The 11,718-nt window shown below is 31.4% G+C and carries 11 protein-coding genes, 1 pseudogene and 1 other annotated feature; all 12 genes and pseudogenes read left to right on the plus strand.

Going from position 1 to position 11,718, the window contains the following annotated elements; all coding sequences use genetic code 11:
- A pseudogene (locus MR593_RS12475) lies at positions 1-243 on the plus strand (NAD(P)H-dependent oxidoreductase); the annotation flags it as partial.
- Positions 244-501: 258 nt separating this feature from the next.
- Positions 502-1,023, plus strand: coding sequence for a PTS glucitol/sorbitol transporter subunit IIC (gene srlA, locus MR593_RS12480; protein WP_290693511.1), 522 nt, complete (start codon positions 502-504; stop codon positions 1,021-1,023).
- A gap of 27 nt (positions 1,024-1,050) precedes the next feature.
- Complete coding sequence (srlE, locus tag MR593_RS12485; protein WP_290693514.1) at positions 1,051-2,070, plus strand: PTS glucitol/sorbitol transporter subunit IIB; 1,020 nt, start codon at positions 1,051-1,053, stop codon at positions 2,068-2,070.
- A 103-nt stretch (positions 2,071-2,173) separates the two neighbouring features.
- On the plus strand, positions 2,174-3,124 hold the full coding sequence (locus MR593_RS12490; RefSeq protein ID WP_290693517.1) for a sugar-binding transcriptional regulator: 951 nt from the start codon (positions 2,174-2,176) through the stop codon (positions 3,122-3,124).
- A gap of 274 nt (positions 3,125-3,398) precedes the next feature.
- Entirely contained in the window at positions 3,399-4,361 is a 963-nt protein-coding gene (locus MR593_RS12495) for a thiamine pyrophosphate-dependent dehydrogenase E1 component subunit alpha (protein ID WP_290693520.1), read from the plus strand.
- 58 nt (positions 4,362-4,419) lie between these two features.
- On the plus strand, positions 4,420-5,406 hold the full coding sequence (locus tag MR593_RS12500) for an alpha-ketoacid dehydrogenase subunit beta (protein WP_290693523.1): 987 nt from the start codon (positions 4,420-4,422) through the stop codon (positions 5,404-5,406).
- Positions 5,407-5,417: 11 nt separating this feature from the next.
- Positions 5,418-6,821: a dihydrolipoamide acetyltransferase family protein gene (locus tag MR593_RS12505; protein ID WP_290693526.1), complete on the plus strand. Its 1,404-nt coding sequence runs from the start codon at positions 5,418-5,420 to the stop codon at positions 6,819-6,821.
- Positions 6,822-6,900: 79 nt separating this feature from the next.
- Positions 6,901-8,259, plus strand: a complete 1,359-nt coding sequence (gene lpdA, locus MR593_RS12510) for a dihydrolipoyl dehydrogenase (RefSeq protein ID WP_290693529.1) — start codon at positions 6,901-6,903, stop codon at positions 8,257-8,259.
- A 464-nt stretch (positions 8,260-8,723) separates the two neighbouring features.
- Entirely contained in the window at positions 8,724-9,440 is a 717-nt protein-coding gene (ispD, locus tag MR593_RS12515) for a 2-C-methyl-D-erythritol 4-phosphate cytidylyltransferase (RefSeq protein WP_290693531.1), read from the plus strand.
- Between the two features lie 21 nt (positions 9,441-9,461).
- Positions 9,462-10,400, plus strand: coding sequence for a lipoate--protein ligase family protein (locus MR593_RS12520; RefSeq protein ID WP_290693534.1), 939 nt, complete (start codon positions 9,462-9,464; stop codon positions 10,398-10,400).
- A 36-nt stretch (positions 10,401-10,436) separates the two neighbouring features.
- Positions 10,437-10,919: a 2-C-methyl-D-erythritol 2,4-cyclodiphosphate synthase gene (gene ispF / locus MR593_RS12525; protein ID WP_290693538.1), complete on the plus strand. Its 483-nt coding sequence runs from the start codon at positions 10,437-10,439 to the stop codon at positions 10,917-10,919.
- Between the two features lie 45 nt (positions 10,920-10,964).
- Positions 10,965-11,172 (plus strand) — a binding site (T-box leader).
- 57 nt (positions 11,173-11,229) lie between these two features.
- Positions 11,230-11,718: aminoacyl--tRNA ligase-related protein (locus MR593_RS12530; protein ID WP_331474857.1), on the plus strand; the 489-nt coding region annotated here is incomplete at its 3' end.

The following is an 11,718-nucleotide window of genomic DNA, read 5'->3' on the forward strand; positions in this document are numbered from 1 at the left end:
GAATATATGGATGGATACGGAGCATACACTTGCTACGGATTAATAGAAAAATATGAAACAGCAAAAGAAATGAATGCAGTTCCAATAGGATTAGTAGATAGAAAAACAAAAGGATTAAAAGACATCAAGAAAGGTGAAGTAATAACTTATGATTTGGTAGAAATAGATAAATCAACTAAGTTATATCACTTAAGACAATTACAAGAACAATTACAAGCAGAAGGATTCTGGGATGCTAAATAATTAGGATTTTAGGTTCTAAGTAATTGAAATATTGAGGATAAATTGATAATAGATCGGATTTCGATTGAGATTGAAATTGTATAAATAAAGGGAATTTGGCCAGATAATAATCAGTTCCATACCAAGTTCCCTTTATAAAAATAAATAACGATAAAGTTAAGTCTTTTTTATTTTCAACTTTGGAAAACGATGTCAAAATGTGGGTTGACTTTATCGGTTCAATTTAAGAATCAATAAAATAAAAAAGGGGGAATTTTTATGGAACAAATAGCAAAATTTGCAGAGGCATTTATAAACTTATTCAATCTAGGTGGAGAAAACTTAATGGGCCTAGTAACTGGTATATTACCAACATTATTAGTATTAATAACTTTAGTTAATGCATTAATATCAATTATAGGACAAGAAAGAGTTGATAAATTAGCTGCTTTAGCTTCTAAGAACGTAATCACAAGATACACAATATTACCAATATTAGCAGTATTCTTCTTAACAAACCCTATGTGCTACAACTTTGGTAAATTCGTTGATGAAAAATACAAACCAGCATACTATGATGCAACAGTATCATTTGTACATCCAATAACTGGTTTATTCCCACATGCAAATGCTGGTGAATTATTCGTATACCAAGGTATAGCTGCTGGTATCACAGCTTTAGGATTAAGCACAGGACAACTTGCAGTTAGATATTTCTTAGTTGGGGTAGTTGTTATCCTTATAAGAGGTATAGTTACTGAAAAAATAACAGCAATGTTAATGAAAAAACAAGTAAAATAGTAGAGTTTGATTAAGGGAGGTAATACAATGAGTGAATATAAATCAATTGTAATAAATAGAGGATCTAATGGTTGGGGCGGACCTTTAACTATAGTTCCAACAGAAACAAAAAATAAAATATTAGTTGTTACAGGAGGAGGATTCCCTCCACTAGCTCAACACATAGCAAATATGACTGGTTGTGAATTAGTAGATGGTTTCAAAACTACTATACCAGATGAAGAAGTTATATTAGCAATCGTTGACTGCGGTGGTACAGCTAGATGTGGTGTTTATCCTAAAAAAGGAATATTCACTGTAAACTTAACTCCAGTTGGAAAATCTGGACCTTTAGCTAAATTTATAACTGAAGAAATATATGTTTCAGACGTAAAACCAGAAAATGTTTCATTCTGTGATGGAACTGCAGCACCAGCTGTTGAAGCAAAAGCAGAAGAAGCAGAAGGATCTTCAAAAATGACTAGAGAAGAATACTTAGAAAAGAAAGCAGAAGCTCAAGAAAAATACGGCGAAGTTGCTAAAGAAGGATTCTTAACTAGATTAGGTAAAGGTGTTGGTAATGTAGTTTCTACATTCTATCAAGCAGCAAGAGATGCAGTACAAACTACTTTAACAAATATATTACCATTCATGATATTTGTATCATTAATAGTTGGTATAATCAATGGTACAGGTGTAGGTAACTGGTTAGCTAACACAATATCTCCATTAGCATCATCATTACCAGGTATGTTAGTTATATCTTTATTCTGTGCACTACCATTTATATCTCCACTTATAGGACCAGGGGCAGTTATAGCTCAAATCATAGGTGTTTTATTAGGTAACCAAATAGCTCAAGGTGGAATACAACCTCAATATGCTTTACCAGCATTATTCGCTATAGATGCACAAGTTGGTGGAGACTTCGTTCCAGTTGGTCTATCACTTTCAGAAGCAGAAGCTGAAACAGTTGAAATAGGTGTTCCTGCAGTATTATTCTCAAGAGTAATAACTGGACCATTAGCCGTTTTAATAGCTTATGCAGCAAGTTTTGGTATGTTTTAAATAGAATTCCAAATTAAAAGATTTTGATAAAAAAGGCTGTTTCAATTAATTTGGGACAGCCTTAATTAGATTATATGAATTTTGAAAAATTGCGGGGGCGAGTATGAAAAAGATATTAGGTGATACACGTTTAATGCTTAAATGTTGCGTTATGTATTATGAAAATCAAATGGGGCAAAATGAAATAGCAAAAAAGCTAGGTATTTCAAGACCGACAGTTTCAAAATTACTTAAAGAAGCAAAAGAAAGAGGATATTTAAGAATAGAAATTGTAGGGCCAGAAGAACAAAATTGTTATAAGTTAGAAAAAAGATTAGAAGAAAAATTTGGATTAAAAGAAGCTATTGTAGTAGAGGATAAGCATGATACAAATTTTCAAAAGGAAGAATTAGGATCTGAAGTAGCTAAATACTTATATCGAATGATACAAGAAGGAGATATTATAGGTGTTTCAATGGGTACAACTTTAAAGATGATACCTCAATATACGAAGGTTAAAAAATTCAATAAAATAGAGTTTATTCCTTTAGTAGGTGGTATAGGAGAAGCAGATATGACAACTCATTCAAATCAATTAGTTATAGAGCTTAGTAAAGGAATGGGAGGAACATTTAAGCTATTGCATGGACCAGCTATAGTATCTAATGAAAATATTATAAGTATACTTAGACAAGATAAAAATATAAAGGACGTATTCAAGGCTATGGATAAAATGAATATGGCAGTAGTTGGAATAGGAAGCCCTATAGATGAAAATTCAAATGTAATAAAAAATGGATATTTTAATGAAAAGGATGTTGAAACATTTAAAGAAAGAAAAGCAGTAGGGGATATTTGTTTAAATGTATATGATATCAATGGAAATGCATCTGAATATGAATATAATAAATGCGTTTTTGGAATAAATATAGAAAAGTTAAGAAATGTGGATAAGGTCATTGGAGTGACATGTGGTATGGAAAAATTAAATGCTGTCATCGGAGCTTTGAATGGTCATTATGTAAATGTTTTAGCCGTTAATTATAGCTTAGCTGAAGCTTTATTAAATTATTAATTTAAAATATAACATCGAAAATAAAAGTATAGTGAATTTAAAAGTTTGCTATGCTTTTTTTATTTGTGAGAAATTTATTTGAATTTTAACGACATTGACAAATAATGTTGTCAAGCTTACAATAGTTTTAAAAAAGAACAAATGTAAAAATATAAATAATCGATATATTAATAAAGGAAATTTTGTATATACTTTAGAAATTAATTATAGTTTACATGAATATCATTAAATAGTATAGGATAAAAATATAAATAGTAAATTATAGGAGGTAATTATGTCAATATCAAAGGAAACATTGCTTGAAATGTATAAAAGAATGAATCAAGCTAGAAAATTTGAAGAAAAAGTAAATTGGTTCTTTGCAAGAGGTATGATACATGGGACTACTCATTTATCTATAGGACAAGAAGCTTCTGGTGTTGCGGCAGTTATGGCACTTGAAAAGGGTGATTTAGTTTCATTGACACATAGAGGACATAGCCAATTTATTGGAATGGGTATAGATATAAATAAAATGATGGCAGAGCTTATGGGAAAATACACAGGCTACTGTAAGGGTAAAGGTGGTTCAATGCATATAGCAGATATTGAATCTGGAAACCTAGGAGCAAATGGAATTGTAGGAGGAGGTCTTACATTGGCACCAGGTGCTGCACTTACTCAAAAGTATAAAAAAACTGGAAAGGTAGTTTTATGTACTTTTGGAGATGGAGCTGCTAATGAAGGTGCGTTTCACGAGGGAATAAATCTATCTTCAGTTTGGAAATTACCAGTAATTTTTTATTGTGAAAACAATTTATATGGAATGTCTACGGCTCAATCTAAATCTATGAATATAGAAAATATAGCAGATAGAGCTGTTAGCTATGGAATACAAAGTTTTATTATAGATGGATACGATGCGATAGAGGTTTATGAAACAGTTCAAAAAGCAGCTGAAATGTGTAGAAGAGGAGAGGGACCAGTTTTAATTGAAGCTAAAACTTATAGATTCGTAGGCCACTCCAAATCTGATGCAAATGCCTATAGAACTAAGGAAGAAATAAATTCATGGAAAGAAAAAGATGGAATTAAAAGATTGAGAGATAAAATATTGAAATTAGGTTTTGCGACTGAAAAAGAATTAGAAGATATAGAAGAAGAAGCAAAACAATCAATTGAAGAAGCAGTTGAATTTGCGCAAAATAGTCCAATGCCACCGCTAGATACATTAGAAGAGGACGTTTATGCTGATTAATTTTAACATAGAAATTTGTACGAAATAAAAAATGATACTTACCAGGAGGATAGAAATTATGGGAATGAAGGAAATCACATATAAAGATGCCGTAAGAGAAGCTATGGTTGAAGAGATGAGAAGAGACGAGGATATTATATTTTTAGGTGAAGATATTGGAGTATACGGAGGCGCATTTGGTGTTTCTGTAGGAATGGTAGAAGAATTTGGAGAAGAAAGAGTCAGAGATACTCCTATATCAGAGGCTGCTATAGCTGGATGTGCAGTAGGAGCAGCGGCGACAGGATTGAGACCTATAATGGAAATTATGTTTAGTGACTTCATAACAATAGCAATGGACGCGATAGTCAACCAAGCGGCAAAAATGAGATATATGTTTGGAGGAAAGGCTCAAGTTCCAATGGTAGTTAGAACTCCAGGTGGATCTGGAACAGGAGCAGCAGCACAGCATTCACAAAGCTTGGAGGCTTGGATGTGCCATGTTCCAGGACTTAAGGTGGTAGCACCTTCGACTCCAGCTGATGCAAAGGGATTATTAAAAGCGGCGATAAGAGATAATAATCCAGTTATTTTCTATGAAAATAAATTATTATACAAAACTAAAGGATTAGTGCCAGAAGAGGATTATATAATAGAATTAGGAAAAGCTGATATAAAAAGAGAGGGCTCAGATGTTACAGTAATAACTTACGGTAGAATGTTGGAAAGATGCCAAGCAGCAGCTGAAGCTTTGGAAAAAGAAAATATAGATGTTGAAATAGTAGATTTAAGAACTCTATATCCAATGGATAAAGAAACAATAATAAAAAGTGTCTGCAAAACAGGAAGAGCGTTAATAGTTCACGAAGCGGCTAAAACAGGTGGTCTAGGTGGAGAAATTGCGGCTACAATAGCTGAAAGTGAGGCTTTTGATTACTTAGACGCTCCTATAAAAAGATTGGCAGGTAAGGATGTACCTATACCATATAATCCAGAATTAGAAAAAGCAGTTGTACCTAGAACTGATGAAATTGAAGATGCGATAAGATCTTTGATTGTTAGATAGGAGGCGAGATTATGATAGAGGTGATAATACCAAAGGCCGGCATAGATATGCAAGAAGGTACAATTGTATCTTGGTTGAAAGAAGAAGGAGAGACAGTAACTACTGGAGAGCCTATATTGGAAATCGTAACAGACAAAGTAAACATGGAGGTAGAAGCAGAAGGCGATGGAATTTTAGCTGTTATAACTCACGATACAGAAGGTGAGGTATTGCCTGTTTTTACTGTAATTGGAGCAATAGCAGAAAAAGGTGAAGATCCTGCTGAAATAAAGGCGAAGATATTGGCTAAAGGAGATGTTTCACAATGCTTAGAAACTGAGATTCAAGCGAATCAGGAGTCTGAAACAAGATTAGTTTCAAAGATAGATGAAACATTACAACAAAACGAAAAGGTAAGAGCTACTCCAGCAGCTAGAAAAAAAGCTAGAGAAAACGAAGTAGATTTATTTAAGGTAAAAGGTAGCGGTCCAAATGGGAGAGTCCATCTTGCTGATGTATTAAATTATTTAAAGGTAAGTTCTTTAAAAGCTACACCTTTAGCAATGAGAATAGCGGATGACCTTGGAATAGACATAGATAATATCACAGGAACAGGATTTAACGGAAAAATAACTAAAGAAGATGTTGAAAAATATATAGATGAAACAGAGAAAGCATCAGAAATATCTAAGGCAATAGGTACTGTAGTAAATATAATTGGAGAAGAGGAAATATTTAATACAGTAAATGGACATTTTGAGGCTTTAAGTCCTATGAGATCGACAGTTGCAAGAAGAATGTCTGAAAGCTACTTCTCAGCACCTACATTTAATATGAATATAGAAGTAGATATGACAGAATTAAAAACTTTGAGAGAAAAATTAATCGAGAGTGTGCAAGATGTCACAGGTTATAAATTAACATATACAGATTTAATTGTCATGGCGGTATCTAGATTATTAAAGAAAAATCCAGTATTAAATTCAGCTTGGGTTGGAGATAAAATATTTAGATATGAAGAGGTTAATATAGCTTTGGCTGTAGGACTTGAAGAAGGGTTATATGTTCCTGTTATAAGAGATGCTGATAAAAAAACTTTATCTCAAATTGTTATAGAAAGTAAGGAACTAATAAACAAGGTCAAAACTAATAAATTAAAACCATCAGAACAAGAAGGAAGCACATTTACTATAAGCAATGTAGGTATGTATGGGATAACGACATTTACACCAATAATAAATATGCCAAATAGCGCTATATTGGGAGTCGGAGCTACAGTTGATAGAGTAGTTCCCGTAGATGGAGAGATAAAAATAAGACCTATTATGAATCTTTCATTAACATCAGATCATAGAGTGGTCGATGGAACTACAGCAGCTAAATTTTTAAAAGAGCTTAAGGATTTATTAGAAAATCCATATAAAATGTTTATATAAAATTTAAGTAAGGATTTTTAAATCGACTGTCGACTTAAAAATCCTTATCTATTCTTATGCAGATAATTAGGAGGAAATTATGTATAATGTAGTAGTTGTAGGCGGTGGACCCGCAGGATATGTTGCAGCCATAAAGGCGACTATGTTAGGTGGAAATGTAGCAATAGTAGAAGCTGATAAATTTGGTGGAACATGTTTAAATAGAGGGTGTATACCGACTAAAATATATACGGAAAATGTCGAGATGCTAGAAGCTATAAAAGATTTCTCAAAAAGAGGAATTTCTGTAAAGATTGAAGGACAAGACATTAAAAAAGCCATAAAATATAAAAATAGAGTGACTAAGAAATTAGTTGCAGGAGTCGAGGGATTATTAAAATCATATGGTGTGAAAATATTTAAAACAAAAGCTACAGTAAAAAATGCTAACGAAGTGATTTTGGAAAATGGAGAGACTTTATCGACTTCTAGTGTGATTATAGCAACTGGATCTAATGTTTATAAGAGCGATATAAAAGGAGAAAATTCTAGTTTGGTATTAAAGACTACAGACGCTTTAGATTTAGAAGAAGTTCCAAAAAATATGGCAGTAATTGGTTCAGATTTTATAGCAATAGAATTCGCTCAAATATTCAATTCAAGAGGTTCTAAAGTAACTGTTATATCATTTGATGATGAAATACTTACAGGTTTTGATGGAGAGGTAGTTACATCATTAAAGAAAACATTAGCTAAAAAGGGTATAGAAATACTAACAAATAAAGAAGTATATAGATTTGTTGAATCTGATGACAAAATAATAGTGAAACTAGCTGATGAAGAAGTAGAGGTTGATAAAGTATTATTAGCATTAGGAAGAGAAGCTAATTTAAATGGGTTAGAAGATCTAGGTATTAAGATAGAAAATGGATTTGTTTCTGTAAACGATAAAATGGAAACCTCTAAAAGAGGAATATATGCAGTAGGAGATGTGACAGGTATAGACATGACTGCTCATGCTGCTTTTGCAATGGGTGAAGTTGCAGCTCAAAATGCCATGGGTGGACAAATCAAATTTAAAGATCAAGCATCACCAAAATGTCTGTATACAGTACCAGAAGTCGCATCAGTTGGATTAACTGAAGAACAAGCTAGAAAATCTTACAATATAAAAGTAGGTAAATTTAGTTTCGCAGCAAATGGAAAGGCTTTAACAGAAAGTGCGTCTGCTGGATTTATAAAAGTAATAGCAGAGGAAAAATATGGAGAAATACTTGGAGTTCATATAATAGGTAAAAATGCAACTGAGCTTGTAAATGAAGCTGCGATATTAAAAGCATTAGAGGTACCAGCAGATGAAGCTGCAGATATGATATTTGCCCATCCGACTATTTCTGAAGTATTAAAAGAGGCATTAGTAGATGTAGATAATAATTCAATACATACACCTAAAAAATAGTTAAAAAAATTTAACAAAGAAGTAGAAAATTACACTTTGTATTTCTTTGTTAAATTTGATTATAATAGCAAACGTTTGCCTTGAGGGAATTTAAAAATATGACCGTTTAATATTCGAAAACAATAAATATTTATTGAAAAACAATAAATATCCATTGACATATTAAAAAAATAGATATATTATTAGATTAATAAAACTCAAAAATATTTTATAAAATAAAACTCAATAAGAAGAATATTCCTATTTCAAATTGACCAATAGCAATACGAATTTTAATCTCAACTTTTTATTGAATTTAGGAATATAATTAATTTGAAAAAAATTTTTATTTTAACTATAATGAATAAGGAATAAATATAATACAAAAAATAAGGAAGACCTTTAGTTAAAAAGGTCCTTTTATATTGAGAAAGTTTAGATTAGTTGATGTTAAATAAGGTTATATGAATTCAAGAGGTGAAATTATGAATAGTGTTGTTATTGTGGCTGCAGGAAGCGGAAGACGAATGAATCTAGACATAAATAAACAATATATAAAATTAGACGAGAAAGAAATGATAGCTCATACTATAGATGTTTTCTATAGCAATGAAAATATAGACGAAATAATTGTCTGTATAAGAGAAGAAGAAGAGTATTTCTTCGAACACGAAATATTAGATAAATACGATTTTAGAGATATAAAAATAGCTTATGGAGGAAAAGAAAGACAGGATTCAATTTATAATGGATTAAAGGAATTAGATCCAAATAGTGATATAGTTTTAATTCACGATGGTGCTAGACCATTTGTAAGCCATGCGATAATAAATGAATCAATAGAAGTTGCTAAAGAGAAAAAAGCAGCTGTAGTAGGTGTCCCAGTCAGAGACACTATAAAGGTTATCGAAAATGGAGTAGTAAAAAGCACACCTGCTAGAGAAACTCTATGGTCTGCTCAAACTCCACAAACTTTTGATAAAGACTTAATACTTAGAGCATATGAAAATGCATATAGCAAGAATTTTTATGGAACTGATGATTCAATGCTAGTTGAATTTTTAGGTCAAGAGGTGACAATGGTTTTAGGATCTTATGAAAACATAAAGATCACTAATCCAGAAGACATAAATGTAGCAGAACAAATTTTGAACTTAAGAAAAAAGTCAAAAATGGGAAAAAGAATGAAAAAAATTGGATAATAAGATAGAAAGGGTAGCTAAATGTTATATTTAGTAAGTGACTATAAAAACCCGTATTTTAATATTGCGCTTGAAGAGTATTTATTTTCAAGTGACGATTTTGGAGACGACATAATTATCGTATGGAGGAATGAGGAATCTATTTTTTTAGGTAAAAATCAAAATCCATATGTTGAGATAGAACATAGCTTGATAAACAATAGAAAAATACCTTTACTCAGAAGGATATCTGGTGGAGGGACTGTTTATCACGACTTAGGAAATGTCAATATGACATTTATTCAAAAGAACGTAAAATTAGATAAAATAGACTTTATTAAATACACCAAATTTATGCAGAAAATGCTCGATTATTTTGGTGTGAAAGCAACGTATAGTGATAGAAAAGACCTGTTAGTCGATGGAAAGAAGATTTCTGGCTCGGCTCAATGTATAAGAGGAAACAAATGTCTTTACCATGGTACGTTGCTTTTTAGTTCTGATTTAAATAATTTGAGTAGGTTTTTGAATACGAATAAAAAGGCTGCATCTAATGCGACTAAATCTGTTAGAAGTGAAGTAACTAATTTGAATGATTACATAGATATGGATGTAGATGAATTTGTAGACAAGATTAAAGAATATATAATTTTAAATGTGGACGATTCTAATGAAATAATTTTGAAGGATGTAGATTTAGAAAAAATTAATCAAAATGCAGAACAAATTTACAGTAAAGATAAATGGATATTTGAAAAAACTCCAAAATTTAATATTTGCATAAAGAACCAAGATAATTTGATTGTGGAAATAAGTGTTAATAAGTGGATAATTAAATCGTTTAATATTAAATACAAGGATAGTGATAAGCAGATTATATTGGATAAGCTTATAGGAGAACTATTTTTTGAAAAAAATATTATGGAAATTGTAAATATGGAGTATAGAGAATATATTGACATAATAAAATCAGTATTCTGATAGACAATAATAATCGAGTAATATGAGGAGATAGATATGAGAGTTGGTATAGGATATGATGTTCACAAATTAGTTCAAGGTAGAAAATTAATATTAGGTGGAGTAGAAATTGCACATGAAAAAGGTCTTCTAGGACATTCAGATGCAGATGTTTTAGTTCATGCAATAATGGATGCTATGCTTGGAGCATTAGCTTTAGGGGATATTGGTAAACATTTCCCTGATACAGATCCAAAATATAAAGGTGCAGATAGTATAAAATTATTAGAATTTGTAAATAATTTAATAATAAGTAAAGGTTATAAGGTAAATAATATCGACAGTATAATAATTGCACAAGCACCTAAGATGGCTCCACATATTTTAAAAATGAGAGAGAATATTTCAAATGCTATAGGTGTAGATATAGATTCTGTGAATGTGAAAGCGACTACAGAAGAGGGACTTGGTTTCACGGGAAACAAAGAAGGTATATCATCACAAGCAATTTGTTCATTAATAAAAGTTGACAACAAATAATAAATAATATATTATAAAATAGATTATGAAAATAATTGAAATAAAATAAACGCAATGATGAAGAAATAGTAAAAATCTTGATTCTTTACAGAGAGGAAACGTCGGTGAGAGTTTCTATGATGATGTTTTTGAACCAGTCTTTTAGCATAAAAACGGTAAAAAGTTTTTACGGGTAGGACCGTTACATCCTTTGAGAGAGCTTTTATAGCTAATTAGAGTGGTACCGCGGAATATATAACCTTTCGTCTCTTTATAAAAGAGATGAAAGGTTTTTTTAATACAGAAAAATTTTAAGGAGGAATAAATAGCTATGAGAATGTCAAAAATGTTAATGCCAACATTAAAAGAAGTACCATCTGATGCAGAGATTACAAGTCATCAATTAATGCTTAGAGCAGGTATGATAAGAAAAATGGCATCAGGAATTTACAACCAATTACCAATGGGTATAAGAGTATTCAGAAAAGTAGAAGATATAATAAGAGAAGAAATGAACGCAAAAGGAGCACAAGAAATATCATGTGCGTTATTAGTTCCTGCTGAATTATGGCAAGAATCAGGAAGATGGGATGTTATGGGGCCTGAAATGTTCAGATTAAAAGACAGAAATGGTAGAGATTACTGTCTTGGACCAACACATGAAGAAACTTTCACACATATAGTTAAAAACGAAATAACTTCATACAAACAACTTCCACTTAACTTATATCAAATCGAAACTAAATTCAGAGATGAAAGAAGACCAAGATTTGGGGTTATGAGAACTAGAAACTTTACAATGAAGGATGCTTACAGCTTC

Source organism: Intestinibacter sp., from assembly GCF_022780145.1.
Taxonomy (GTDB): Bacteria; Bacillota; Clostridia; order Peptostreptococcales; family Peptostreptococcaceae; genus Intestinibacter.